The following is a 26,954-nucleotide window of genomic DNA, read 5'->3' as shown; positions in this document are numbered from 1 at the left end:
CAAGCTTTCCTTTGATCGCATTCTCCTCGGTAAGAATTCTCGCTGCTCAATGTGATTGACCAATTGGTATTGTCGTTTGCAGTTTCCAGTATCAAGCCATATCCACTGGGGTGAGTTATCGCTAAATTTCACGCAGCTTGTTGAAAACATAAAGAAAATCGTGGACTTTAGTCTGACCAAACCTATGATAGAAGCGTCCCTAATTTGGGAAGTTATTGTTTTTGCTTGGTTTTGCCATCATGCAAGCCACTGAGCAATGCTAGTAAGCTTACAAATTCCTGTTTCGGCCCGGTTAAAACATGGTTCAAGTCAGAAAACATCATTCCTTTGGAGGTGAGAGAGAGCACGACCTGGAAGCTTGGTTGCGCCATGTGCAAAAACTGGCTGGGCTGGATGGGGCTGCCATAGTGACCTTGCGCCGTGCAGCAGAAGTAAGTGCTGAAGCTGAACAACAGGCTATTGCCGCGGAAAATATTTGGGCAGAGGGTGCCAGCAGTTTTGCCACCGGCCTTGAAATGGCGGAAATCCTGGCGGACTTGCAAATTGATTCTGAAGCACTGGTGGCTGCAGTGCTCTACCGAGCAGTACGAGAGAAGCGCCTCGCGCTTAAAAGCGTTGAAGAGGAGTTTGGGTCGGTTGTAGCCAAGCTTATTCGCGGGGTATTGCGCATGGCGGCGATTCGCAGTCGCAGTGCCGATACTGGTGAGGAAAGCAAAAGCGGTGCGGTAGAGGAGCACTCGGAAAATATCCGCCGTATGTTGGTGGCGCTCGTTGATGATGTTCGCGTTGCGCTGATCAAACTTGCCGAGCGGACCTGTGCAATTCGTGCGGCCAAGAATGCTGAGCCCACTAAGCGCCAGCGAGTCGCTCGCGAGGTGGCCGATGTCTATGCACCACTGGCGCATCGCCTTGGCATAGGGCATATCAAGTGGGAGTTGGAGGACTTGTCCTTCCGTTACCTTGAGCCTGAAGACTACAAACAGATAGCGCGCCTTTTAGATGAAAAGCGGATGGCGCGACAAGAATATATCGATGAGGTGCTGGAGCTTCTTCGCTCAGAACTGGCGCGGGCGGATATAGAGGGTGATGTCTATGGTCGCGCAAAGCATATCTACAGTATCTGGCGTAAGATGCGCCGCAAGAATATCGGCTTTTCTCAGGTTTATGACATTCGTGCTGTACGCATACTGGTGCCTACCGTGCGGGATTGTTACGCGGTGCTGGGGATTGTACATAACCTCTGGCGCAATATTCCCAACGAGTTTGATGACTATATTGCCTCTCCGAAGGAGAATGGCTACCGCTCCCTGCACACTGCGGTGATCGGCCCCGAACGCAAGGTGCTGGAAGTGCAAATCCGTACTTTTGCCATGCACGAGGAGGCTGAATATGGGGTCTGTGCTCACTGGCGATATAAGGGCACCGACCTGAAAACAGAGAGCCAAGATAGCTATGAGCAAAAGATCTCTTGGCTGCGACAAGTGCTCGACTGGCATGAAGAGGTGGGTGGTAATCCCTTACAAGAAGATCTTCAGACCGGGGAAGGGGACTCCCGTATCTATGTTTTTACTCCCGATGGCCATGTAGTCGATTTGCCCCGCGGAGCCACACCGCTGGATTTCGCCTATAAAATCCACACCGAGATTGGTCATCGCTGTCGCGGCGCTAAGGTGGATGGTCGCATAGTGCCATTAAACCACGAACTGGAAACCGCCAATCAGGTGGAGATCCTCACTGGTAAACGTGAAGCCCCCAGCCGCGATTGGCTTTCGTCCGGTATGGGCTATATAACAACCTCGCGGGCGCGGGCCAAGATTATCCACTGGTTTAAGCAGCAGGCCCGGGATCAAAATATTGCCGATGGTCGCAGTATTTTGGATGGTGAGTTCAAACAGCTTGCTCTGAGTGATTTTAATTTTGAGCAGCTTGCTGCCAAGCTGAATATGCACTCGTTGGATGATCTCTATGCGGCAGTGGGAGCTGGGGATATCGGTGTGGGGCAGGTGCTGAATACCGCCCAGCGTATGGTAAAGGTCGACAATGCGGAGCGTGTGCCTTCACTTACTGCCCCGGTGGCCACGGGGGCGGGCAAAGCCGATGTTTATATCGAAGGCGTTGGCAATTTACTGACGCATATTGCGGGTTGTTGTAACCCTGTTCCCGGTGATGAAATTATGGGTTACATCACTCTTGGTCGCGGGGTATCGATACATCGTAAAGACTGCACGAATATGCTGCGTATGCAGGCAGAGGAGTCTGAGCGAGTACTAGAAGTTAATTGGGCGGCAAAACCGAGGGAACTCTATGCGGTGGAAATCGTTATCGAAGCCTATGATCGCCTGGGGCTGTTGCGCGATGTCACCGCTATGCTCGATAGTCAGAAAATCAATATTACGGCGATGCAGACGCACAGTAATAAGCATAAGCATACTGTAGAGATGGTACTTACCGCCGAGATTCATAATTTTGAAGAGTTGAGTTACGTGTTGCACCGCATCAATCGCCTGCCCAATGTCGCATCGGCGAAGCGGCGTATGCTGCGCTGAGGGGGATCCTTGCAAGACCAATACTCGGTGGAGGACTTACTCCACCTAATGTCCCAGTTGCGCAACCCAAACGGTGGTTGCCCCTGGGATCTGAAACAGACATTTTCCAGTATTGTTCCTTCAACGATTGAAGAGGCCTATGAAGTGGCCGAGGCAATTGAGCTTGAAGATTTCGAACATCTACATGAAGAGCTTGGGGACTTATTGTTCCAGGTGATCTTCTATTCCCAGCTCGGCCGTGAGCAGGGTCATTTCGATTTTTCCCGTATTGTGGACACCCTGGTACGCAAGTTGGTGCGACGCCATCCTCATGTATTCCCCAGCGGAGAGCTCTATGGCGAGAATGGCTCCTCTGCAATGGATGAAGCGCAAGTAAAGCAAAACTGGGATGCCATTAAAGCTGAAGAGCGCAACGCAAAGGGTGAGAGTGGAGTCCTGGCTGGTGTTACCGCGGGCTTACCCGCTTTGACGCGTGCGGCCAAATTGCAAAAGCGTGCCTCACAGGTGGGTTTTGACTGGCCAGATATTACCGGTGTGCTGGACAAAATAGAGGAAGAGATAGCCGAATTGCGCGAGGCTATTGCAACCGGTGATCGTGAGCATGCTGGGGAGGAGCTCGGCGACCTGTTGTTCTCCTGTGTAAACGCGGCCAGGCATTTGAAAGTTGATCCTGAGTCTGCACTGCGACAGTGTAATCGTAAGTTCGAGCGTCGTTTTGGCGCTGTTGAGGCAGCCCTCAGGACAGATGGACGTGGGCCAGAAGATGCCAGCCTGCAAGAGCTTGATCGACTCTGGGAGCGCGCGAAAGACATAGAAAGACAGGATTCAGACAGATAAGTAGCCGTATTGGCCGCAGTTTATTCTGCGGTAATGGCGGTACCACAGTCATAATCTTGCCCAATTTGGGGTGGACGTGTAAGGTAGCGCTCTTTTGGCGCGGCGGCTCTTAGTGCGTCGATAGTTTTGGAGGCTTACTGAACATGCGAATTATTCTCTTGGGGGCACCGGGGGCCGGTAAAGGCACTCAGGCACAATTCATAACAGAGAAGTTCGGCATTCCGCAGATCTCCACCGGCGATATGCTTCGCGCTGCGGTGAAAGCGGGCACACCTCTCGGCTTGCAGGCAAAAGGCATTATGGAGGCCGGCAAACTGGTTTCCGACGACCTGATTATTGCCCTGGTGAAAGAGCGCATCGCTGAGGCAGATTGTGCAAATGGATTCCTTTTCGATGGTTTCCCCCGCACTATTCCCCAAGCGCAAGCACTGCTGGATGCCGATGTGCATATCGATCATGTGCTGGAAATTGCTGTGGACGATGAAGAAATCGTCAAGCGCTTGTCTGGGCGTCGCGTGCACGAGGGTTCAGGCCGCGTCTATCACGTTGTGTACAACCCGCCCAAGAGCGAAGGTGTGGATGATGTGACTGGTGAGGCACTGGTACAGCGCAGTGATGATACCGAAGCTACCGTGCGCAAGCGTTTGGCGGTTTATCACGAGCAGACAGCGCCGCTGGTTGGCTTCTACCGAGAGCTGGAAGTGCGCTCCCCTGAAGCAGCTCCGAAATACAGTAAAGTGATGGGAGTTGGCAGCATGGATGAGATCCGCGATAAGGTCATCGAAGCATTGAGCTGATCGCACTGTACATTGTTAAAAAAAGCCCCCGTTTGGGGGCTTTTTTGTATCTTCTCCGATGGGTTCCTTTTTAGTTTCGCAAGCGCTTACCTTGTAGTTGACTGACCAATCATTAAGATGGCCGGCAGGTTATTCCTGGCAAAATTGTATTTCAGGCGGGTCTTTGTATGTCCACAGCGATAGTTTTGATGAATCTGGGTACCCCTGCGCAGCCCACGCCGTCCGCCGTAAGAGATTTCTTGCGAGACTTTCTCTCCGACCCCAGGGTAGTGGAAATACCCCGACCACTGTGGCTTACAATACTAAACGGTTTGATATTACCTTTTCGCCCCAAGAGAATTGCTCCGGCTTATGCGGAAATCTGGAATTGCAGCGCGGACGATGCGCAAGTTGAAGGTTCACCACTTCTCTACTATACCCGCCATCAAGCGCAGCTACTGCAAAAGCATTTAAAGGATAAAGGGCGGGATATCGCGGTAGAGTATGCCATGACTTATGGTGAACCGCGCCTCGATAAAGTTATTGAAGGCTTGCGATCAAAAGGCTATGAGTCCTTTGTTGTTTTCCCTTTATATCCGCAGTATTCGGCTACCACTACTGCTGCAATATATGATCAAGTGGCGCAAATTTTCCGAAAGAGTCGTGATATTCCGGATATTTCCCTGGTTCGTGATTATTACCACAACCCTCTATATATTAAATCTCTCGCCAACTCTGTCAGGGAACACTGGCAGAAACACGGTCAGGCTGAAAAATTAATGCTTTCTTTTCACGGTATTCCCAAAGCAAATGTTGATAAAGGGGACCCCTATTTACGCCATTGTCAGGAAACCGCGAGGCTGCTTGCGGAAGAATTACAAATTTCCCCGGAGCGTTGGCAAGTTACTTTTCAGTCACGCTTTGGTAAGGCTGAGTGGTTGCAACCTTATACCGATAAAACCCTGATTGAATGGGGCAAAGGCGGTATCAAGAGTGTTGATGTGATTTGCCCAGCATTTTCGGCCGATTGTTTAGAGACATTGGAAGAAATTTCGGTAGAGAATCGCGCTAATTTTATCGAAGCGGGTGGAAGTGAATACCATTATATTCCCGCGCTAAATTTACGTGCGGATCATATCGAAGCTCTTGCTGCGGTTGTTGAAGATAAGTTGCCAGGCCCAAAATAATTTTTACTTTTAGGTGTTTTGCCTCTTCAAAAGGCAATTTGTTAAGGAAAAGAGACTTATTTGCTGAAAAATTTCTCATTTTTCGCTTTTTTACTTGCAATGCCGTGTATTTTTATTAACTTTGATAAAGTTGTATTGAAATAGGCAGCGCACCGCTCTGTATAAGCAATAAAATAACCCCCGGGTTTTATTCGATAGCTAACAGGCCGCGTTGCCAGCACACTTTTGGAAGTACTTCTTCTTTTTAATGAGGAGACAAGGGATGGCAAGAGTAGTAAAAAAGAGTACACGTGCTAAAAAGGCAACTACATCGACCAAAGCGTCGCCGGTAGTCGTAAAAGCACAGAAAGCCGTGGATGCAGCAAGTAAGTCGCTGGATGCACAAATGGATCGTGTGGCAAAAGCAAAAGCGCGGGCACAAAAAAGTAGTACGGCAGCGGCCAAGGCTTCCTTGACCAGCGCCAATGGTAAAGCAAAAGATTTACGCGCCAAGCTGGCGATGGCAAAAATGGAGCTTGCCAAGGCCAAGACCATGGATGCCGTGCGTCATGCAGAAGAAGCGGCTAAGGAGAAGGTGGCCACCCTTTCTGAAAGCCTTTCTGCCAAGGCAGATAAAGACCTGGCGGCGGCATTGAAGGCGTTCGAAGCGCGCTGGATGAAGTCTCGTGTTAAGGCTCATGCCAAGAAGATCAAAGCCGCCGAGAAAAAAGCTGAGGCTAAGATAAAAGCTGCAGCAAAGAAGGCTGCGACAAAAGCCAAGGAGCTAGAGAAGAAAGCAGCTGCGAAGTTAAAAGCTGATGCTCAAAAAGCTAAAAAGGCGGCGACTAAAAAGACTACTGCGGCCAAGAAAGTAGGCCGCCCCAAAAAGGCTGCTTCTGAAACTAAAGCCACCAAGCGTGTAGGGCGCCCCAAGAAGGCCACCTCCGCAGCAAAGCCAGCGAAAAGAGTAGGGCGTCCGAAGAAGTCTGCTAGCAAAGCGGAGGCGGCCAAGAAAACGCCAACTCGTCGAGGGCGCCCACCTAAGGCCGGTACCGCTCGCCGTGGTCGACCACCCAAGAGTGCGGCTTAATTAAACCTCCTCTAGTTCACAGCATGCCTTAGTGGCATGGCTAACTCTCCATCAACCCCGGTTAATACCGGGGTTTTCTCTTTCCTCAATATCGCTAATCTACATGACTAGACCTTGTGACCGTGCCACAATTCACTCCCCTCGATAACCCGGTTTGAAATAGTTGTGAAGATTCTTGCCCTGGATGCCACATCGGGTGCCTGCTCTGTGGCACTTTATAGTAATGGCCAGACTACCGAGCGCTTTGTTCAGGCGGAGCGAGACCATACACAGCGCCTGCTACCGATGGTAGATGAGGTGCTGGCAGAGGCACAGCTGGGCCTTTCCGATTTGGATGCCTTCGCAGTCAGTAGGGGCCCCGGCTCATTTACGGGCCTGCGTATTGCTATTAGTTGTGTACAGGGACTGGCCTTTTCCGCCGATAAGCCGGTAGTGCCGGTTTCCAGCCTAGCCGCTTTGGCCCTAGGCGCCAGAAGGGCGCACCCACAGTGGGGGGGATCCCCTATTGTCGCTATGCTCGATGCCCGTATGCAGCAGGTGTACTGGGGGATTTACGGTATCGAGATGCCTAATGGCAGCCTGATATCTGAAGCCGTGCAGAACCCGGAGCAGGTTCTACTGTCATTGAGTGAGACTAAGCTGACAAGCACATATTTCGGTGCCGGTCCCGGTTGGCACTATGAGGCTTTAGGCAAGGCTCGGGCGGCAGAGCTGGATTTGAATGCCTTAATCCATGCACGGGATATTGCTGAGCTAGCGGTTCCTCTCTATCGAGCTGGTGAAATGGTATCTGCTGAAGCTTTGGAGCCCGTTTATCTTCGCAATGAAGTTACCTGGCAAAAACGTCAAAAAATTCGATCCTGATAATTCATGGAAATATTTCAGATTGTTGTACTGGCCCTGATCCAGGGCTTGACTGAATTTCTCCCTATTTCAAGCTCGGCACACCTGATCTTGCCTGCAGAAGTTTTAGGGTGGCAAGATCAAGGGCTTGCTTTCGATGTGGCTGTACATTTTGGCTCACTGATCGCGGTAGTCACCTATTTTCGAAAAGATATTTGGCTACTCCTGCGCGATGGTTTAGGGGGGCTTAAATCTAGGCAATTTAGCGATGAAGGACGTTTGGCTTGGCTGATTGTGCTGGCTACGATTCCTGTCGGTTTGGTAGGATTAATTTTTAAAGGCTATATAGAAACGCATTTACGCTCAGCAGCAGTTATAGCTGCCACCACCATCGGTTTTGGTCTGTTGCTTTGGTGGGCTGATGTGCGTGGAGCCAGGGTGCAAACCCTAACGCAACTTAACTGGAAAAAAGCACTAGTTATTGGTGGTGCGCAAGTATTGGCGCTTATTCCAGGTACTTCCCGCTCGGGTATTACCATGACCGCAGGGCTGATGCTCGGCATGAAGCGCGAAGCTGCTGCGCGCTTCTCTTTCTTGTTATCCATACCGGCGATAGCCCTGCCGGCCATGTTACTGACCTATGATTTACTCGCCCTAGAGTCGGTACCCTGGGGGGATATTTTATTGGGTACTTTGCTTTCTTTTATTAGTGCCTATCTATGTATTCATTTTTTCCTGCAATTTATTAGTCGCATCGGCATGGCGCCATTTGCGATTTACCGCCTGATTTTAGGGGCGGCTCTTATTTGGATGATATGGGGGTAATCAATATGGCAACGGTAGCGTTTATTGGCTTGGGAGTAATGGGTTACCCAATGGCGGGTTACCTGGCAAAAGCGGGTCACTCAGTGCGGGTATATAACCGCACCGCCAGCCGTGCAGAAAAATGGCTGGGCGAGTATGAGGGGGAGAGCTTCGAAACACCCGCTGAGGCCGCAAAAGGTGCAGAGGTGGTGTTTGCCTGTGTGGGTAATGATAACGATTTGCGCCAGGTGGTTGCTGGAGAGCAGGGCGCCTTCGCCACTATGGAAAAGGGCACCCTGTTCGTCGATCATACTACTGCCTCGGCAGATGTCGCGCGTGAACTGGCAGCAAATGGCAAAGAGAAAGGTATCGGATTTCTCGATGCCCCAGTATCTGGTGGCCAGGCCGGTGCGGAAAATGGGGTTCTCACCGTAATGGTTGGTGGTGAAGAGACAGATTTTGAACGTGTAAAGCCGTTGATAGACACTTTTGCCCGTGCTGTTACCTTATTGGGCCCGGTGGGCAGTGGCCAGCTTTGTAAAATGGTCAACCAAATCTGCATTGCCGGTGTGGTGCAGGGGCTGGCAGAGGGGCTGCATTTTGCTAAAGCGGCAGGGCTGGATGGCGAACAGGTCGTGGATGTAATTTCCAAGGGCGCGGCACAAAGCTGGCAGATGGAAAACCGCTCAAAAACAATGCTGGCCGGTGAATATGATCACGGCTTTGCCGTGGACTGGATGCGGAAGGATTTGGCCATCGTTTTACAGGAAGCCCAGCATAATGGCGCCCTGTTACCGGTGACGGCACTGGTGGATCAATTTTATAGTGAGGTGCAGGCGATCGGCGGTTCTCGCTGGGATACCTCTAGTCTGTTTGCTCGCCTGATGAATGTGCGCTCTTTCGACTGACTTTACCTCCTCTCAAGCCTATAACGGAGCTGGATACTTCTGTTTCCAGCTCTGTATTTCCGTTCCTTGTTGTTTTAGATTCCCATGAAAGTTTTATTGCTCTCGGCCTATGATGCCGACAGTCACAAGCGTTGGCGTAAAGGCCTAGTCGCTGCCTTCCCCGGGTGGCAGTGGACAGTCTTGACACTGCCCCCGCGCTATTTCAGCTGGCGTATACGTGGCAACAGCCTTTCTTGGGCCAGGGGGGAGACGGCACAAATACTAAAGCAACAGTGGGACCTAATTGTTGCCACGTCTATGACTGATCTCAGTGCGTTGCGCGGCTTAGTGCCCGAGATAGTGGGGGTGCCCACGGTGGTCTACTTTCACGAGAATCAGTTTGCCTATCCAGTCAGTTCAGGTGCGTTCCGGTCTATAGAGCCACAGCTCCTCAATATTTATACCGCGTTAGCCGGTGACCTGTTGCTGTTTAATTCGGAATTCAACCGCCGCACCCTGATTGAAGGCGCAGCCAAGCTTTTAAAGCGCTTCCCGGACTGTGTGCCGGTGGGAATTTGTGAAGAAATTACAAGTAAGTCGAAGGTGCTGCCAGTACCACTAGAGGATGCACTCTTTACTCAAGAGTACACACAAGCTGATTTTTGCTGGGATCACCGCTGGGGGCAGGGTTATCAGGGTGAAGTAAGCGAGGATACACTAATCATCAGTTGGGCCGCCCGCTGGGAATATGACAAAGGCGCAGACCGTCTGCTGCAAATTCTTCGGGGCCTAAAAGAGAAAAAGGTAAAATTCTTACTCAACCTGATGGGTCAATCTTTTCGTAATAGCCCAAAAGAATTTGAGCAGATACAAAGGGAGTTTAGTGAGAATCTGCTGGTGGTGGGGTACGTGGAGAGTGAATCTCTATACCGACAAACCTTGCATAACAGCCATGTATTTCTGTCTACTGCATACCACGAATTTCAGGGATTGGCGGTAATGGAGGCCGCCGTAGCGGGTTGTACGCCATTAGTGCCGGATGAGCAGTGCTACCCGGAGTTTTATCCTGAGTGGTTTCGTTATTCTGAGGTTGAGGATGCGATTTGCAAGCTAAAAAATTTGGCCGCGATTGCCAATTTTGGTACAAGCAGGCAGGTCGATTTAACAAGGTTATCTTGGGGGAGGATTAAGAACGAGTATTATCATTTGCTGTCTGAAGAAAGACTTTAAATAGATAAATGAGAAATCAATCTTCAATATATGGTTGTAGATATTTGAGATAGACATTATAGCTTTCAAGTAGCGTGATTATCTCGGCGTAATCTGCGCTAATTACTGATTGAGATGCTATGCTTATCGCTTTAGGTTTTGGAGCGCTATAAGGTGACTTCAGGTTTTTTTATCAAGTTAGGATTTTTTTTTATATTCGCAGTAATAGTTGTGGCGAATTCTGTTGCGGAAACTATTGAGGAGAAACGAAGTAGGGCTGAGAAATTAATCCAACGGCTTGAAAATAAATATCTTAGTAATGAAGTTCCTGCCATTCTCCAAAAACTGGAAAAGAATGAGTTGTCAATGTCAGTTATAAATGCTTTTGCACTGGAGCAGCGCCTGATTATTCAATCTGACCTTCGCAATAACGCACTCTCCTTGCATCGATTTGGTGGTTCTTCAAGTAAGGTGACTAACAAATTCTTTTATCGCTTAGTAGTTAATGAGATGTCTGCCAGTGAGCAATTGCCGGTTCTAATTCAGGCACTTAATATCTCGAAAAGTCAAATTACTAAGTATCGTCCGCTAGCTGGGGCGCAGGCGTATCCAGCTTATACAGCATGGCTGGCAAATTATGCACAACCTGCAGAGATTGCGGCAGCCCTTTTAATCAACTTTCAAAGTTTTGGTAAAAATGTTGGCCGTATGGCAAAAGCACTTAAACAATATAGGGGGTTGTCTGACAGTCAGTTGGAGTTCTTAATCAATTTTAGCACTTTACCTTCTGATTTTAGAGAGCAGGCTATAGCTATAGTGGCAAAAGGCTTGGCCTCCGGAGTAAGTGAGTCGGATATTGAAACTCGCGTAAGGCTTATTCAAGCCTATGAGAGTAATTTTTGGAGTGCACTTTCAAGTATTGATAGGAAGTAAATTTATAAGATGCAATGTTGTTGCACGTTGATCTTTACTAATCTTTAATTTGTAGCGCCAATGCTTGGCGGTTAGTCGATTATTCATATTAAATAAATTACATTACCTTTATAGATGCTTTATCCTCCTGGAGTGGTGTTTATATGCTGATGCATTGTCTTGAAATGAGTTGTTCCAGTAATAAAATCAGTTGATTCAATATGCTCCGCCCCACTTTTTTGGCGCAATAATCACCTTTAGGTCTGTTTCTGGACCTTGTCTATATTTATTCCTATGCTTAATGATTGGTATATGTAGAGATAATAAGGAAGGTTGAGCTATCAAGTTTGGCTTTATTGCTAAGGTAGCTTGCTTTGTCATACAACACTTACCCTTGAATGTGATAAAAGTTTAAGTCGGATTTTCCTATTAAAGGAATAAATGGAAATGATGAATCGTGTAAAAGCTCATAGAATTTCTTTGGTCATGCTTTTTGTTATATGGAGCTTTGAGGGGTTAGCTAAAGAGGTGACCAGCCCTGTAGACCTTTATTCAGTGTCTTTAGAAGAATCACAAAGATTTGGTTGTGTACAGCAGTATCCGGTGGCTGATTCTAGATGGCATGGCTTTAAACTGCCTAAATTCAAGCAGCATCTTTCTACCATTCTATTTGAGGCTGCAGGGGTAGCTGTTTCCACTTTAGCGATTGGTTTAGTGGATTGGGACTGGGGATCTAGTAGTTTTGGTACAACTAGTGAGGGTTTCTTTGAGGATGATACTGCCAATGGTGGTATGGATAAGCTCGGTCATGTCTATGGGAGCTATCTTCTCAGTGAATTCTTTACAGATGCCATTCACTGCAAGGCTGATAATGCTGTAGGGGCGGAGGCTAGTGCAGTTACTCTAGCTTGGTTGAGTATGTTATTTGTGGAGTTAGGCGATGGTTACTCTAAGGAGCATGGCTTTGCCTGGGAGGACGTTGTTGCCAATACTGCAGGAGTAGGAATCTCTTACCTAAGGCGGAATATCCCCGGGCTTAGGGAAAAGCTGGATTTTCGTCTAGAATATCTTCCATCGGGTAATCGCTCTGGCTTTAAGCCACACTCAGATTACTCGGGGCAAAAATATCTACTGGCCTTAAAGTTAAGTGGTTTTGGCTTATCACGGAGAAATCCTCTTAATTATCTGGAGTTACATGGGGGTTACTTTGCTCGGGGTTTCACTTTGAAAGAAAAAGAACGAGACGACCCTTTGCGTAGAGAGCTCTATGTTGGGGTTGGAGTGAATATAGGGGAGCTGCTTTTTGGCAGATCTGGAGTTAGAGAGAGTACTGGAGGCCGATTTGGGCGAAAGTTTTTTGAATATATTCAGCTTCCTCATACTTATGTTGCTAGTGAGAATGATTAAAGCGGATCCGACTTTATAATTACTTACCCAGTAGACTTATGTACCTAATTGCCAGGCCCCCGGAGAAGATTCTCCTGGAGCCTGTAAGCACTTAATCTATCCACACCCTTGTATATATACGTTTTTGCTCGGGTGTGTCTATAAATTCATCGCGATCGTGCAAGACTCTAGTATTGTCAATAAAAATCATATCGCCAGAATTCATATAAAAGCTAACAACATTTTCTTTGTTGTTTAGTTCTCCATCAAGAAGATCCAGTGCTTGAAGTACCTCTGCCGTTAAGGGATTATTGACTCGTTGATGGCCTTTCTCTATCCAGTAGCGCATATAGCGGATAGAAATTTTGCCATTGGCATAGCTGAAAATCGGGAAATGATTGTTCAGAATATTCTGGATATCTTTATCGCTCCCTGGTGTGACAAGATCTCGAATGTAATTCTTGTAGAGCAGCTCTAGCTTTTTAGGTGCCTGTTTCTTGAGATTTTGATGTACCTGGGCTGCAGAAACTACTTTAGATTTACCACCTTGAATCGCGGGGGTAATACAGCAGAGCCCTAAAATATTTGGTTGTATGGCTCGTTGTGAGCTATCTGTATGTACACCAGTTGCTGCGTTAGTTTGTGAAACAGGAATGGCTTCGTCTTTATAGCTTTTGCCCGTATCTAAAATGCCGTAGAGTCTACCGTAGGTATCAATAGTCTGCCCCATTGCCAGGCTGATTTTGAGAAACAGAAGATTTAGTGTTGTTTGATCAAAGCCTTTTACTCCTCGAATCCAAGTAACACCATTGCCTTCATGGATTTCACTTTTGATTTTTTGGGCGAGCTGATCAAACTGAGGAGTGGCAACAGAATCTGCTTGCAAAGCCCGAATAGGGTTGTCCTGCTCTTTAGACCATTCTTGCAGGGCTTTGATTTCATTTGGCCAGTCATTAGGCCAATTAAATTTCCAGTTGGGTTTAGCTTCCAACTCTGCGGCTGTCCATGCCTGTGCACGGATAGTCTCGTCAGGTGCTATATCAATCATTTACCTTCACCTTAAATAACACATGCAGTGGATAGCCTTTTAGTGGACCAAAAAATTCAGGGTCAAATGCCAGATGTTCATCCGTTACAGCTAATTCTTTGACTTCGGGTAGGCTGTTAAAGCCGGCTTTAGCAAGGGCTTCGAAGTAGTGTGCAAAGGTTTTATGTACACAGCGAACAGAGACCGGTACACCATCTCTACGCCAGATTTTCCCCTCAAAGGTCTTATTTATACCGTCGAGATAAGATTTTTCACCATGTTCAAAGTAAAACGGTGGGCTTTCTTCCCTCATAAAGGGGAGGCATGGATGGGGTACGGTAAAGACAAAAGTACCACCTGCTACCAGCAAAGAACGTACTTTACTCATTACCTGAGTCATTTCTTCGATAGTCAGGTAATTGAAAAGGAATACGGCAATGGCCTTGTCGAATCTGGTTTGTGGAAATTGATTAAATGAAACTGCATTGCCTACGGTATAAGTTGCATTAGATAGCTTGAGTTCCTTAGCCATCGATTGTGCTTGAGCTATCATTTCAGCAGAAGAGTCAACTCCAAAAATTGACTTGACACCAGCCTCTATCAGCATGCGTGATACATAGCCCTCTCCACAGCCAAAGTCTAGGATATCTTGGTCTTTGATTTTGCCCAGAGCCTCTAAAACACGAGGTCTTGCCGTGAAGTCGCTCAACAGTATTTTTTCTGATCTAAGCCAATTCGTGGCTTGTGCATTATAAATTGATTCAGTTGATATAGGTTGGTTCATCCTGAGCCACTCCTGATACTTGTGTGGTTGTCGAGTTATAATTGTTGTCGATGATTTTTGTATTGTTGTATGCTCGTGCAAGCATGCCATCCCAAAAAGCAGCTCTTAAATTCAGAGCCTTAGTTGCACCCTGGCGAAGACGCCTCCTTCCTTCTTCTGTCTCGGCAAAAGTTAATGCGATCTGGTTGAGGCTTTCAGCATGATCATCGTCGATTAGAGTGTGAACGGAAAAGAAGCAGTAGTCCTTGGGCTGAATTTCAGGTAAATGCTTCAACCCCTTTTCAATATATGGATAAATTGTACTTACTACATGCTCTGTTCCTATCCCTAAAGCTCCTATTGCTTCCTCGGTAGAGCCATAAAGTAATACCATTGAAAGCATGTCATACCAGATGATCGCATCATCCGAAAGAGGTGTTTCTTGTTTACCCTGTGTGACCTTTTCTTTAAAGCGGTTAAAAAGATCAGCGTGGGGGATATTTTTTATCCACCTTGGATCTATTCCATGGTGATTTAGTATTCGGAGTTCATCCTCCTCATAATTACCAGATTCTTCGTTCAGGTTTTCCAAGAGTATATTTCGGTGCTCCGGAATGGTCAGCTTGGAGATGGCTGCACTTAATAAGTTAATAAATCGGGATGTGTATAGGCTGTATTGTTGTGCAAAATCAGCCACAACATAAGGAAAGTTTGGCAGGGATGCCTCACTAAACCGTATTAAATAGGTATGATTTACAGCCCTATGGTTAAGTACTTCCTCGGATAGATCTTCCAGCCAAACTCGGCTTGTGTTGCTCCTTTTAATGTTAAAATTCCTTTTCTAGATGTTGACGGTATAGCTTGTTTGCTTTTCAGGTTGTCAATGCACATCCTGTGCCCACTAGCTTTAAGTTTATTGTTTTTTGATAGAATTTCAGTATACGAAGTTGGATTTTTATTGGCAATTGTTAAATTGCAATTGATTTCCCATGGGCGCTTCTTATTTTATGGTTTTTTGTTAGCTGTGATTCTTGGTGGTTAGATCTCTATACCTATTTGGGAGTATTTGCTTTTTTTAAGAGAGAGTTGATGCAGGTTTAGTGTTTGTTTTGTTTTCTTTTGAATGGTGAATGATTTTTTTGTGCTCAAAAATATTTCAAGAGAATGCTTTTTATTTTGTACTTTATAGTTTTTGATTTCCTGTCTTGAGATGCGGGTGATTGATGTAAATCAATGATTTCAATATCTTATTGGGTTAAAGAGAGTTGCTCTTGTGTTGGTCGATGTGTGAGAAGGGTATAGTTGTCGAACTTGTAAGCCTCACAGGCAATGTTTTTGTGTGATCTAAGTGCTTTAACGCTGCTGTCTTTAGGATTTCCAAAAAAGGGCTTTCTCCTGGTTAGTAGGCGTTGATACTAATTTATTTTCGCCTGTTCGAGTTGGTTTCTTTTTAGTTGCAAAAAAAGGATTTAGTGGCGGCTTGCTCTAGGTGGTTATAGAGTACATAGTTTATTTTTTCAGTCAGTAACATTAAAGATTATTTAAGAATTTGTGGGTATTTGTAGTCAGGTTCTTGAGGGGATGTTCTTATAGAACCAATTACACTAATAGGAATGGTTCGACATAACTATAGTAGATTTCATGAATTTTCATGTTTTATATGCCAAAATTATAGTTCCTTGAGCGGTAATTGGACCAATGATGAAATTGGAAGAAGATGTAGTTGATGCAATTGAAAGTGGCCAAATGATTCAAGCTATGAAGCTTCTGCGTGAATACAAAAATATTAATCTTAAAGAAGCAAGAATAATTGTTAACACCTATGTACGTGAAAAAAACATACAGTCATCACCTGCAGAATTACCTGGTCGGGCGGGATTAATTGGGCTTCTGCTCCTGTTGGCTATTACCGGATACTTAGCATTTGGCCTAGGTGCTGGTTAGCGCCGAATATCTCAACTTTGCTTCAATTTGATTACATAGTTTCTTAATTTGACCCCGTTAAGTTTACCAGCTATGGATCATACCAATGTCTCTAAAAGTTGGGACTATTGTCTACTCTGTAAAGAAAATGTGGCATATGCACCCTGATGCTTGTATTTGCCTCATTTTATGCTCTTCTTGATTATTACACTTTGCTTTAAAGCGCTGCTGTTACCTGTTATTTGGGAGGTTAACAATGGCTGCAACTCTTATAGACTCGCAGGTCTTTTCTGGTCTCTTTAGCACTCCTGCCATGAGTGAGATCTTTTCTGACCGGCAAAGAGTTCAGTACTACTTGGATGTAGAGGCTGCCTTGGCCAGGGTACAGGCGAGACTTGATATCATTCCCAAAGAGGCAGCAGATGAGATTTGCCATCATTGTCGTGCTGAAGAAATTGACCTTGAGCAGTTGAGATCCCAGACAGAGTTAATTGGCTACCCGGTATTTGGAGTTGTACAGCAGTTAGTTGAGCGTTGTAAGGGGGGGCTAGGGCAGTGGTGCCACTGGGGCACAACAACTCAGGACATTACCGACACCGCTACTGTATTGCAGATTCGTGCAGCATTAAAGCTTGTGGAGACGGAAGTAGATGAAATCGCCGGTGCGCTGGCCTCTCTAGCCGAGGATTACCGGGATACGCCAATGGTTGCGAGAAGTAACCTTCAACAAGCTGTACCAATTACTTTTGGCTATAAAGCAGCTGTGTGGTTAGCGGGTTTTCATCGGCACCAGCAACGGCTTGCAGAAATTAAGAAACGAGTCCTAGTCGGGGAATTTGGTGGTGCTGCGGGAAACCTAGCCTCCTTGGGAGATCAAGGCCTAGAGGTGCAGGCTGGACTTATGAAGGAGCTTAATCTCGCTATACCTGTTATCGCCTGGCATACCATGCGTGATCGGATAGCTGAACTCGCCTGTCTATTGGGGCTAATCACCGGCACTCTGAGTAAGATAGCCCTAGATATCAAACTGATGGCACAGACAGAAGTCGGGGAGGTAACGGAGCCTTTCACTGCGGGGCGCGGTGCTTCTAGCACTATGCCGCAAAAGCACAATCCAGTTTCCTCAGTATATATGAGTGGAATAGTGCCCATTGTGCGACAACAGGTGGCGGCGTTACTCAATGCTATGGAGGAAGATCACGAGCGTGCGACGGGAACCTGGGAGATTGAGTGGGTAGTTCTTCCTGAAATCTTTTGTTTATCCGCTGCGGCATTGGCACAGGCGAAGTTCGCGTTGCGGGGTCTCAATGTACACCCAGATAATATGATGCGAAATTTACAGATGACTGGAGGTTTGGTTTCTTCTGAAGCGGTGATGATGGGGCTAGGCCCAAAGATTGGCCGTGAGAAAGCTCACGATCTTGTTTACAAAATTTGCTGTCAAGCAATGGAAACTGATCGACCATTTGCGGATCTATTAAAGGAGAATAATGAGGTTTCTAAGGCCTTAACCGATAATGAAGTGGATAAGCTGCTTGACCCCAATAATTACCTTGGGCTTTGTGGTGAGATGGTGGATCGAACTTTGGCTAGGCAAGATAAATGATGAAGAAATCTGTAGATATTAAAGAGACCGAGCAGCTCTGTTACCAATATCTATCTGCCTTGGAGCGGGGGGACTTGGATACACTTCTTTCATTGTTTTCAGAAAATGCTTTGGTCTATTCGCCAATTTTTGGGAATTGCTCAGTAGAGAGTTTTTATTCCTATATTTTTCAGTCAATTAGTGATCGTGCTATGAAACTGAATAATATACTTTCGGGTGTGTTAAAGACTAACCAAGTTGCATTACATCTTAGCTATACCCGGTCAGTAGAAGGAAGAGGTCCGGCCACAATTGATGTGGTAGACCTCTTCGATTTAACGGAAGATTTCAGTACTTTTATGGCTGTAACAATTATTTATGATACCGCACCAATTCATGGGGACTTTACATCTTGCAAAAATGCTCCGCAATAAATCACTTCTTTTTTAATGGATTACTAGAATTTTTTAGAACTCCTTTCTAGTAGCTAATAGAGGCTATTTTACTGATACAGCAGCAAAAGCATGCAGTAAACCAGTTTTTGGTGTGCTATTTGGGGTAGGACAGTTAAAATTTCCTGAGTGCCCATAGTTATAGCCATACAGCAAGTTGCAGGCCATAACTTTATGTCCGGCTGTTGTTGGGTGTACAGAATCACCTGTCGGTACAATATTGCCCTGATCAACAAGAAGAATCTTTACCGGAGGAGTGATACTAGCAATAGTACTTTTGATTTTCGTGTTGTAATAGTCTGTACAATGGTTGGAAGGGTCCTGACCATCCAAGTTCGTTCTACGGGGAATGGTGGAAATTACAAAGGCAATTTTATTATCCGGTATACCCATTGCACTTAGGTGGCTGTATATTTTGCCCACCAACGTTGTTTTATCTCGAGTATTATTGCTAGAGATAATGCTTTCCACTACTTCGTCTAGGCGCTTGGCCGTTAGACTCCCAGCCTTCGGAGCCGCACTACATTGGGTAGCACCATTCCGGTTGAGATGGGTGATATCGTTTGTGCCCAGCTGGATAGGCACAATAATAGCATCTGATGCCGCCAGATTTAGGTTTAATGGGCAGGTTTGGTTGTCTAACCACCCTGCGCTGTTACCACTTTCACGACACATTTCAGTAACGACAGAATTAAAGTAGGCAATAGCATCTGCGCAGCTGGCAGAGCTATAACCTGCTGGGATTTGATGGCCTGTAGGATTAAGAAAGCACTGCATATCGCTCGTACTTGCTCCAGGAATTCCGGTATGCCAGTAATTTCCAGTCTTCTTCTCTACTCCATCGGATCCGGTTGGGCCACTCACAGTACCAATAGTTTCTACGGGCTGACCATTATAGCTAATGGTCAGGCTGCCGTTATTATCGCTACTGCTTAGGGGAAAGCTGGATTTCCCATCAGAGGCCTCGACGATTTGCTGCCAGATTTGTGAGCGGAACCCCATTGAGTTGTAGGGCAGGGTGGTCATACCATAGGTGATTGAATCCCCGATAAACCAAAGTTTGATTTTACCGGCACCATCCTGAGAGGAGCTTCCGCGATCGTCGGGCCGGTTTCCGGCTACGGGGGGAGTTGCTGGATTGCCGGTGCCAACCTGGGATGAACCGCTGGCTTGGCAGGTGGCATTAAGAGTTGGCTGACTATTGGTTCCGCTATACTCGCCATTAAATCCAAAGGCACGTGCCTCTCCTGGTGGAATAACATCCTGGCCGCTAGCGGTTACCGAACCAGAGTGGTCAACCACCTCAGCATTCCAAAAGTGGGTTACTTTTTGATTGCCCGGCCATTGCCATTTTATTTGCCAAGCATCCAGTGGCTGATCCCCGGTATTGCGTATGACAACATTGGCCATAAATCCATTACCCCAGTCATTTTGAATGGCGTATTCCACCGTACATTGACCTGAGGCTTGGGGTTGCTCTGCGGGTGTTGTGGGTGTTGGCTCAGTTCCAGTATTAGTGCCGTTCCCTGTGTTCGTACCTGATGTGGGCTCAGAGGTGTTGTCAGGTTTAGTAGCAGTAGAGGATTCAAACCATTTTAGGGCAAAAGCGCGGAATTCAGACTCTGAGGGTAGAGCCCCCTGCTTGGTGTGATAGTTATTTAGATAGCTCTTGGCATCAGTGTAAAAATTCTTGTGGGTTTGATAAATCTCCTTTTTATTGCCATTGTTATCAATCAACCAGTAACCGACAAATTCTTTAATCCAGCTATCGTATTCGTTCCCGTACATCTGCCAGTAGAGAATAAAGGGAGAGCCCCACTCAAGAGAGGTTTTAATTACATTGCGAGACAACATATCTTGCGCTTCACCAGAGCGGGTGCCCCAGTCTTTAAACCAAGATTCACCGTAACCGTATTCACCGATAAACACCCGCTTTTCGAAGGGCAGGCCAGTTTTTTTCGGCAGTTTTGACTCAATAAAGTCCAGTGCTTTAGTTAGCTCGGCGTGTAGGGTGGCGAAATCAGAATGTTTCTCTTTAGTAGTCAGATCATAGGCTGAGTAGGAAACGAGGTCGACATTGGTGTGTGGTAACACTGCGTTGGTGATGCGCTCTTTACCCTGCATTGCGGATTCAACCCGATTCACCTCTACATAATGATACAAGTTGACGTTGGAGTGGGGAATGTTGGCCTTGGCATCTTCAATGGCTTTTTGGCGAATATTGAGCCAGTCGATCAATCCCTGAATACGCAGCGGGTCAATCTTCACTTGGTTGTCGTCCCGTGTTCCATCGGCTTTTTGCACGAGGTTCCAGTCGCCCTCCCAATGACCGATCATAAACGTTTTACCTGAGCCGCTGTATTTCGTTAACAGATACTCGGCCATCGCATAAATCTTATCGTACTGCCAGGTGAGCTCTTCCTGAGACATGCCTTTATTGTCCATCCAAGATCCGGAGTCCTCCACCCAGAACATATAGTGGGAGAAGTCCATATCAAGCACCTCTCGGTAAGCGGGTACTTCTTCCAGCATCCGTTTGAACTGGTAGTCAAGGCCCAAGCCATTAAGTTCATCGTACAAGCCGGTAGACAGGGCGATCTTAAGTAGGTTGGACCCCATTGCGCGGATGGCTTTAGCGGATTCGACAAGAGAGCCTTCGCCTGTGAAGCTGTACTTAGGGCTGATAGTCTGGGTGCCCAAAATATAGTTGTAGCTCTCTATTGCTGATAAGGGCGGGCTGGTTTTCGGTGGCTCTGATGTTGTCGGTGGAGGGGTTTGCTGATTCTGACAACTGGCATTGATTTTGGAGGGGACTTGTGTTCCTCCAGAGTAGGCGATATTAAAGCCAAAAGAGCGAGCCTCCCCCACGGGAATATTGGCAAAGTCACCTGTACCTTCCGCTGTTGCAGTATTGCCATTTTGGGAAATTTTGGCATTCCAGGAGCCGTCAATTACCTGGTCTCCGGGCCATTGCCAATTAAGGTTCCATCCATTAATAGGCTCTGTGCCAGTATTGCGGACCACTACAGAGGCCATATAGCCCTTATCCCATTGACTTTGGACAACCATATTGACCTTACAGTTGGTTGCGGCCATGGAGAGAGGTGTGATGCCGAGTAAGAATAGGGAGGTGAAACCCGCTTTGAGTAATTTAATACGCATTTGCTAACCACTGATTATTCATTATTTGCAACTCATCTTAGGGCCCTTTCTGGGCAATAAAGTTTCTTTCTGGAATATCGGGATTTTCATGACTAAATAGCCAAGGTATATTTTTCTCTATTTCCTCCCATTTGTAGGCCATTTTATCCGGAAAAGACCTAGCCATACTTTGATCCCCTTCCCAGCATTCCTCAGTGATTGTTTACTGGAAGCCTATGAGTTTTATCGGTCTTTTTTTTCATTACGTCCTTTATCGCCATGGTAGATGAGCGGCTGATCAGGCGTTTGTTAGAACGCGCGAGTCATCTTTTTATTGTTGTGCTTTATAAGATAAATAGTGCTGTCAGTTGGCGCAAACAGAAATAATTAATTGTTATTTCTGTTTTTTATTGGGTTGGTATTACTTTGAAATTTATCATGTCAGATTTATTTTGGCGGCCGTTGAGTTCTGTTAACCACACTGACTGGGATAATTAGAGTATGCTGGCACCCGCGTGCCTTTACAGAATAATAAACGCCTGGTGCGATCAAGGACATCGACCCTGCCGATCATTCTTCGCAGTTTCTAGAATGCTAAGGCAGCGGTATCAGGAAGAGAAAACCGTTGTGAGTAGTTGGTAATTACTCACAGGTATCCACTGGTTCGGCCAGTTTTTATCACACAATATCAAGCTGATTTTTTCGGAAGGGACTGGCTTCTTGGCGCCTTGAAATCAAGGATAGAGGGCCTTTGAAAGGACTTTTCGTATAAAAATTATGGAGAAAAAATGAAGACAAAAATAATTCGATGGTATACCACATTTTTTATACTGCTTGGATTCTCCCCCCTGGCTCTTAGTGCAGAGTGGCTATTAGGTACGGGTAAATACGATATCACTGGGCCAGCCGCCGATGTTGGTATGGTTGGTTATGGAGAAACCAGTCAGACAACCAAAGGAATTCATAGCCGCTTGTGGTCCCGTGCTTTTGTAATTGCCAATCCTCAGGATAGTCAGCGTCTGGTATTTGTTTCCGCCGATTTACAGAGTATTACTCAAGGTGTTAAACAGGGTGTGGTTGCCAAGCTCAAGAGTAGGTATGGCAACGACCGCTTTACAGATGAAAATGTGATGCTCACGGCCACCCACACCCACGTAGGCCCTGGAGGTTATGATCACTATGTGATGCTCAATATGAGTGCACTGGGTTATGCGGAAGATAACTATAACGCGATCGTAGAAGGTATCTACCAATCTATTGTTATGGCAAATAGCAGTTTGGCAGAGGGCGACATTTACCTGGAGCAAGGTACCTTGCTCAACACGAGTATCAACCGCAACCCGGAGCCCTACGCGCAAAATCCGGATACGGGCAATTACCAATACAATACCAACAAAACTATGACGCAGCTCAAGCTGGTTAATGCGAATAATAAAGCATTGGGCATTATTAACTGGTTTGCGCTACACAATGTTTCACTTGGTACCGGTCAACGTCAGTTGAGTAGTGATCACAAGGGAGCTGCCAGTTATTTATTTGAGCAATGGGCTTCAAATCAGACAGATTCGACAGGAAATCTTGTTGCGGCCTTTGCCAATAGCAATCTAGGTGATGCTTCTCCCAATATTTGTGGCCCAGGGAATGGTTGTGGCTCCAGTGAATATGAGAGTCTTGAGTTGGCTGCAGAAAAACAGGCAAACAAAGCGAAGTCTCTTTACAGCACCTCGAACAATAAATTATTGAACAATCTTGATTATCGCCATCAATACATATATTTCCCCGGTTATACCGTAGCCGGGGAATATACTGGCGAAGGTCAGCAAAACATTTGCGAAGGTGCCGTGGGCTGGTCATTCACAGCTGGCTCTTCCTGGGATGGTCCCAGTGGGATTGATGGTATTTTCGAGGGGATGTCAGTTGAAAACGAAGGCACTGAGTGGGATCGCAGCGAAAGCCTATTCGAATCAGTGGTCAGAGGTTTCCCGCTCTTTGGGTTAATGAATGCTTTCTCTGCGGCTGCCGTTTATAAGGATACACAGGATGATCCTTGCCAATATCCCAAACCCACTTTTGTTGAGCGTAAAGTAGTAGGGCAGCAGTTGTATACTCCTTATCTGCCATTTCAGATGTTTCGCATTGGATCACTGGTCCTAGTGGCTGCGCCGAGTGAAATGACCACTATGGCTGGTCGCCGCCTGGAAGAGAAGGTATTGGCCTCAATGCAGGGGCACGGTGTTACCAGGGTAGTTATTGCCGGTTTGGCCAATGCTTATACCGGTTATGTGACCACTCATGAAGAATTTGACAGGCAACACTATGAGGGGGGGCACACGATCTATGGGCCCAACACCCTGGCGGCTTATCAACAGATTTATACAGGTATGGCCAACGCCATGAATAATAATCTGGCGGTGGATGCAGGGCCGACACCAACAGATTTATCGAATGACCAAATAATTCATGTCATTGGTGTCGTCTACGATGATAAGCGCCTATGGGAATCCTTCGGCCAGGTTTGGAATGATGTACGTAGCAACTATTCTGTTGGTGATACTGTCTCCGCGAGTTTTCGCTCCGGTCATCCCCGTAACGATTTCAGAACGGGAGATACCTTTATAGAGATTCAACGTAAGGTAAATGGCAACTGGGAAACCTATCTTACTGACAATGACTTGGATACTCGCTTTATCTGGACACGGGATACTGCGGTAGACTGCCTGGCCTGCTCCTTTGCTGAAGGGCAGTGGGTAATTGGTGAGGATACTCCTGCGGGTACTTATCGCATAAAACACAAGGGAAACTGGAAAAGTGGCTGGACAGGGAAGGTTAGCAGCTACTCAGGCAAGTCGAGCAGTTTTACTGTCAATAACTGAGTTGTGTTGATCAAATTATTCGATTAGTAAATCAGGCCGTTAATTCGGCCTGATTTAGATGCAATAAACACTAATTTTTTAACTCTTATCTATTGGGCAGGTTTTTGTAGCTGAAAATGAGATAGGGCTTTTTCAGCAATTTCCTTGCCATATTCCTGTACGAAGTGACCAGCCTCTTCAAGCTTGAGAGGCGGAGGACAATTTTTGATAATCCCCCTAAGCATTTCCATTACTTTTTCACCGAGTACGGCATCCCTCATTCCAATTGCCATAAAGCTATCGCCTTCCCAGGTCTTGGACCAGAAATTTCTGGCCTCTAGTCCCAATTCTACACCCTCCATATCGGGATCAACGGGAACAATTGAGGGGAAGCGACGAACACCGGCCTTATAGCTGTTATCGGGAAAGGGAGCATCATAAGCCACTATATCAAATAGATTGATTTCCGATCTGGCATCAGTGGCAATTAAGCCGCCTACCGGTATCTCTGGAACACTGACAGAAAAATTTCTCCATTGATAAAAACCTTCCGAAGCGCCATCCCCCGCTGCAATCGCAGTGTTCATTACCAGTAATCGTGTAAATCTTTCCGGCATATCCATTGGCAGAGTGAGGCCTAGAAGTCCACCCCAGTCCTGGCATACCAAAGTGATATTTTTTAGGTCTAGGTGTTCAATAAGTTGTATCAGGCTGTTGCGATGAAAATTAAAGGTGTAAGTATTGTCATCTGTTGGTTTATCGGAACGACCAAAACCAAAGAGATCAGGAGCAATAACCCGGTGCCCAGCTTCTATGAATACTGGAATCATTTTTCGGTACAGATAGCTCCAGGTTGGTTCCCCATGTAGGCAAAGAAATGTTGTTTCTGCATCAGAGGTGCCTTCATCAATATAGGCCATACGCATTGAATCGTATCCATCCAGAGTATCGATGTATTTTGGTTGATAGGGAAAGCCTGGCAGAAGGGAAAAGCGCTCTTCGGGAGTTCTTAATCGCTCAATAGGCATTGGCAAGCCTCTTTTATTAAATGTTAGTATTTAGACTTTTATGATTTTAACTTACGAAATTAAACAATAACCAGCATACAAGTTAAAGGTGGTTTTTAGTTTTTTTGATTTTGCTGTAGATTCACAGGTAAAATTTCTTCAAGTCTTACATGTTGTCGATAAGAAATGGTTCTCACAATTCACAAGCTATAGTTAAATATTTAAGTTCCGGTGAATGTGTTTTTAGCTTTTCGACTTTTACTTTCTATTTAAATGCTAATTTCATTCAGGGTTGGCATGCATGGTTAAACTATGGATGAGAGCCTACACAGGCTTGAGTACAGGTCATCTTCCCCTTCCTTTATCTTTGGGCAACCCCTAGGCGCACTTGAGGGTCAATTACCCTGATAGTTCTGATTACCTGATTTAGAGAAGAGATGTTGTATAGTGCCCCCGTTAACAAGTCCCTTAGCAAAGGGCTTATCAGTAAACGGTTAAGGTAGTGAGACAAGATGGAGTATCAGTCCTCGAAGAGTGCAGTTTTGCAGCTTTGGAAGAAGTTTGGTGGTTCGGCGTTTGGGCGTTGGACAGTTTCGAAGGTGGTCGCTTTCAAAGCACCTTACTTTAGGTCTATTAAGCCCTGCTTTGCTGAGGTATCACCGGGGCGTGTAGAAGTATTGCTGAAGAAACGTTGGGGAGTGACAAACCATATAGGCACAGTGCATGCGATAGCGATGTGTAATGCTGCCGAACTAGCCGGTGGGGTCTGTTTGGATGTTTCTCTGGATCGCCGCTTTCGTTGGATACCCGTGGGGATGGAAGTTAAGTACCTGAAAATGGCAAAAACCAACCTGCGTGCGGTTTGTGAGTATCCAGATTTTGCATCTATTCAGGTTGGTGATGTGGTTATGCCCGTGGGTGTCTTCGATACTAACGGTGAGGAAGTGTTTCACGCGGACATCACCATGCGTGTATCTCAGCGCCCCACAAACAAGTAAAGGCTGCGGTTGGCAAATGGGGTTAGGTTTTTAGACTGTCACAAGTCGCTGAAATTGACCGAAATTGAGGGCAGGTAGTCCTCATAGCCCTTTTCTGAGTATCTGAAATATAACAGTCTTGGTCTAGATCACTGCTTATAATCTATACAGTCAATTGAACCTCGTAAGTGGATGTACGGAGGCCGTGAATGTCGTAAAATAGTTCACTTGTAAGAGTAATCGATTGACTGGCTGGAGGAGTTATGGGTTTAATTTGGGATATGAGTCATTCGATATCCGCCTTTGAAGCGGTAGAGGGGGATAATACTGAGTATGAAATATATAATGCGGAAAGTCAGGCATTAAGCAGTGAGGATATTTATCAGGATCTTGCCGAAAGCCTTGAGCTGGCTATTTCCAAGCTAAGTAAAAATGTAAATGATAGTTCTCGTTATTTCCTTATTCAGTGGGAACCCATCAGCTCTCAATTAACCCTGACCGTCACGGATGACCAAAGAAAGAATGATGCCCAGGCTGTTGTTCGCTGTCACTTCACCGCGCTGGGAAAGCAATTTCAAGAATCTCAGTTTAAAACTGATGACGACAAACAATCCGCTATAGCTGCATTTTCTGAAGATTTACACTTTTGGTGCAAGGAGTTTCTTTCAACGGACCAAGGGTTTAGCCAGTTTTCTTTAGTCGCTCTTTTCACCTCTGGCTCGAGGGATAGCGCTGTTATTCTGTAGATTGCAGTACCTTTTAATATTCAGG

Annotated in this window: 23 protein-coding genes; 17 read left to right on the top strand and 6 right to left on the bottom strand. The window is 46.2% G+C overall.

Going from position 1 to position 26,954, the window contains the following annotated elements; all coding sequences use genetic code 11:
- Positions 1 to 299 precede the first annotated feature (299 nt).
- The 11 genes from relA (at position 300) to MJO52_RS14520 (ending at position 12,477) form a co-directional block, all read left to right on the top strand.
- Positions 300 to 2,546, top strand: coding sequence for a GTP diphosphokinase (relA, locus tag MJO52_RS14570; protein ID WP_252082536.1), 2,247 nt, complete (start codon positions 300 to 302; stop codon positions 2,544 to 2,546).
- Positions 2,547 to 2,555: 9 nt separating this feature from the next.
- A complete protein-coding gene (gene mazG, locus MJO52_RS14565; RefSeq protein ID WP_252082533.1) occupies positions 2,556 to 3,383 on the top strand; it encodes a nucleoside triphosphate pyrophosphohydrolase in 828 nt (275 codons plus the stop codon).
- Between the two features lie 143 nt (positions 3,384 to 3,526).
- Entirely contained in the window at positions 3,527 to 4,180 is a 654-nt protein-coding gene (gene adk, locus MJO52_RS14560) for an adenylate kinase (protein ID WP_252082530.1), read from the top strand.
- Between the two features lie 167 nt (positions 4,181 to 4,347).
- A complete protein-coding gene (hemH, locus tag MJO52_RS14555) occupies positions 4,348 to 5,346 on the top strand; it encodes a ferrochelatase (protein WP_252082527.1) in 999 nt (332 codons plus the stop codon).
- A 262-nt stretch (positions 5,347 to 5,608) separates the two neighbouring features.
- Positions 5,609 to 6,415, top strand: coding sequence for a hypothetical protein (locus tag MJO52_RS14550; RefSeq protein ID WP_252082525.1), 807 nt, complete (start codon positions 5,609 to 5,611; stop codon positions 6,413 to 6,415).
- A 165-nt stretch (positions 6,416 to 6,580) separates the two neighbouring features.
- Complete coding sequence (gene tsaB, locus MJO52_RS14545) at positions 6,581 to 7,279, top strand: tRNA (adenosine(37)-N6)-threonylcarbamoyltransferase complex dimerization subunit type 1 TsaB (protein ID WP_252082523.1); 699 nt, start codon at positions 6,581 to 6,583, stop codon at positions 7,277 to 7,279.
- Between the two features lie 6 nt (positions 7,280 to 7,285).
- The gene (locus MJO52_RS14540; protein WP_252082522.1) at positions 7,286 to 8,083 is read left to right on the top strand and encodes an undecaprenyl-diphosphate phosphatase; all 798 of its coding nucleotides are present in this window, start codon (positions 7,286 to 7,288) and stop codon (positions 8,081 to 8,083) included.
- A 5-nt stretch (positions 8,084 to 8,088) separates the two neighbouring features.
- A complete protein-coding gene (locus MJO52_RS14535) occupies positions 8,089 to 8,970 on the top strand; it encodes an NAD(P)-dependent oxidoreductase (protein ID WP_252082521.1) in 882 nt (293 codons plus the stop codon).
- 84 nt (positions 8,971 to 9,054) lie between these two features.
- Entirely contained in the window at positions 9,055 to 10,179 is a 1,125-nt protein-coding gene (locus MJO52_RS14530) for a tRNA-queuosine alpha-mannosyltransferase domain-containing protein (RefSeq protein WP_252082519.1), read from the top strand.
- A 153-nt stretch (positions 10,180 to 10,332) separates the two neighbouring features.
- On the top strand, positions 10,333 to 11,091 hold the full coding sequence (locus MJO52_RS14525; protein WP_252082517.1) for a hypothetical protein: 759 nt from the start codon (positions 10,333 to 10,335) through the stop codon (positions 11,089 to 11,091).
- A 426-nt stretch (positions 11,092 to 11,517) separates the two neighbouring features.
- Positions 11,518 to 12,477 carry a DUF2279 domain-containing protein gene (locus MJO52_RS14520; RefSeq protein ID WP_252082515.1) on the top strand — a complete coding sequence of 320 codons (960 nt, stop codon included), beginning with the start codon at positions 11,518 to 11,520 and terminating at the stop codon, positions 12,475 to 12,477.
- A 91-nt stretch (positions 12,478 to 12,568) separates the two neighbouring features.
- On the opposite strand, the gene MJO52_RS14515 is transcribed toward MJO52_RS14520, so the two are convergent.
- Genes MJO52_RS14515 through MJO52_RS14505 form a run of 3 tightly spaced genes read right to left on the bottom strand, consistent with a single transcriptional unit; the run spans position 12,569 to position 14,943 of the window.
- Positions 12,569 to 13,504 (bottom strand): TauD/TfdA family dioxygenase, encoded by a 936-nt coding sequence (locus MJO52_RS14515; protein ID WP_252082514.1) that lies wholly within the window; start codon positions 13,502 to 13,504, stop codon positions 12,569 to 12,571.
- Positions 13,497 to 14,267 (bottom strand): class I SAM-dependent methyltransferase, encoded by a 771-nt coding sequence (locus tag MJO52_RS14510; protein WP_252082512.1) that lies wholly within the window; start codon positions 14,265 to 14,267, stop codon positions 13,497 to 13,499. The genes MJO52_RS14515 and MJO52_RS14510 overlap by 8 nt, the downstream gene beginning before the upstream one ends.
- Positions 14,245 to 14,943, bottom strand: coding sequence for an iron-containing redox enzyme family protein (locus tag MJO52_RS14505; protein ID WP_252082510.1), 699 nt, complete (start codon positions 14,941 to 14,943; stop codon positions 14,245 to 14,247). The genes MJO52_RS14510 and MJO52_RS14505 overlap by 23 nt, the downstream gene beginning before the upstream one ends.
- 1,004 nt (positions 14,944 to 15,947) lie before the next feature.
- On the opposite strand from MJO52_RS14505, the gene MJO52_RS14500 reads away from it, so the two are divergent.
- The 3 genes from MJO52_RS14500 to MJO52_RS14490 all read left to right on the top strand — a co-directional run bounded on the left by MJO52_RS14500 (position 15,948) and on the right by MJO52_RS14490 (position 18,188).
- On the top strand, positions 15,948 to 16,190 hold the full coding sequence (locus tag MJO52_RS14500) for a hypothetical protein (RefSeq protein WP_252082508.1): 243 nt from the start codon (positions 15,948 to 15,950) through the stop codon (positions 16,188 to 16,190).
- 235 nt (positions 16,191 to 16,425) lie between these two features.
- The gene (gene pcaB / locus MJO52_RS14495; protein WP_252082506.1) at positions 16,426 to 17,775 is read left to right on the top strand and encodes a 3-carboxy-cis,cis-muconate cycloisomerase; all 1,350 of its coding nucleotides are present in this window, start codon (positions 16,426 to 16,428) and stop codon (positions 17,773 to 17,775) included.
- A complete protein-coding gene (locus MJO52_RS14490; protein WP_252082505.1) occupies positions 17,772 to 18,188 on the top strand; it encodes a nuclear transport factor 2 family protein in 417 nt (138 codons plus the stop codon). Before pcaB ends, MJO52_RS14490 begins: the two co-directional genes overlap by 4 nt.
- Before the next feature lie 63 nt (positions 18,189 to 18,251).
- Here MJO52_RS14490 and MJO52_RS14485 read toward each other — a convergent pair whose 3' ends face one another.
- Together MJO52_RS14485 and MJO52_RS21315 are read right to left on the bottom strand one after the other, a co-directional pair.
- Entirely contained in the window at positions 18,252 to 21,368 is a 3,117-nt protein-coding gene (locus MJO52_RS14485; RefSeq protein WP_252082503.1) for a cellulose binding domain-containing protein, read from the bottom strand.
- A 37-nt stretch (positions 21,369 to 21,405) separates the two neighbouring features.
- The gene (locus tag MJO52_RS21315; protein WP_286036971.1) at positions 21,406 to 21,534 is read right to left on the bottom strand and encodes a hypothetical protein; all 129 of its coding nucleotides are present in this window, start codon (positions 21,532 to 21,534) and stop codon (positions 21,406 to 21,408) included.
- Between the two features lie 601 nt (positions 21,535 to 22,135).
- Between MJO52_RS21315 and MJO52_RS14480 the strand changes: the two genes are divergently transcribed.
- Positions 22,136 to 24,220 carry a neutral/alkaline non-lysosomal ceramidase N-terminal domain-containing protein gene (locus MJO52_RS14480; RefSeq protein ID WP_252082501.1) on the top strand — a complete coding sequence of 695 codons (2,085 nt, stop codon included), beginning with the start codon at positions 22,136 to 22,138 and terminating at the stop codon, positions 24,218 to 24,220.
- 89 nt (positions 24,221 to 24,309) lie between these two features.
- Here MJO52_RS14480 and MJO52_RS14475 read toward each other — a convergent pair whose 3' ends face one another.
- On the bottom strand, positions 24,310 to 25,227 hold the full coding sequence (locus tag MJO52_RS14475; protein ID WP_252082499.1) for a haloalkane dehalogenase: 918 nt from the start codon (positions 25,225 to 25,227) through the stop codon (positions 24,310 to 24,312).
- A 491-nt stretch (positions 25,228 to 25,718) separates the two neighbouring features.
- On the opposite strand from MJO52_RS14475, the gene MJO52_RS14470 reads away from it, so the two are divergent.
- Both MJO52_RS14470 and MJO52_RS14465 read left to right on the top strand, forming a co-directional pair.
- Positions 25,719 to 26,204 carry a hotdog fold domain-containing protein gene (locus MJO52_RS14470; protein WP_252082498.1) on the top strand — a complete coding sequence of 162 codons (486 nt, stop codon included), beginning with the start codon at positions 25,719 to 25,721 and terminating at the stop codon, positions 26,202 to 26,204.
- 242 nt (positions 26,205 to 26,446) lie between these two features.
- Positions 26,447 to 26,929: a hypothetical protein gene (locus MJO52_RS14465; RefSeq protein WP_252082496.1), complete on the top strand. Its 483-nt coding sequence runs from the start codon at positions 26,447 to 26,449 to the stop codon at positions 26,927 to 26,929.
- Positions 26,930 to 26,954 lie beyond the last annotated feature (25 nt).

Source organism: Microbulbifer variabilis (assembly GCF_023716485.1).
Taxonomy (GTDB): Bacteria; Pseudomonadota; Gammaproteobacteria; order Pseudomonadales; family Cellvibrionaceae; genus Microbulbifer; species Microbulbifer variabilis_B.
Note: the sequence above shows the minus strand (reverse complement) of the source record. Positions and strands in the feature narration are given on the sequence as shown.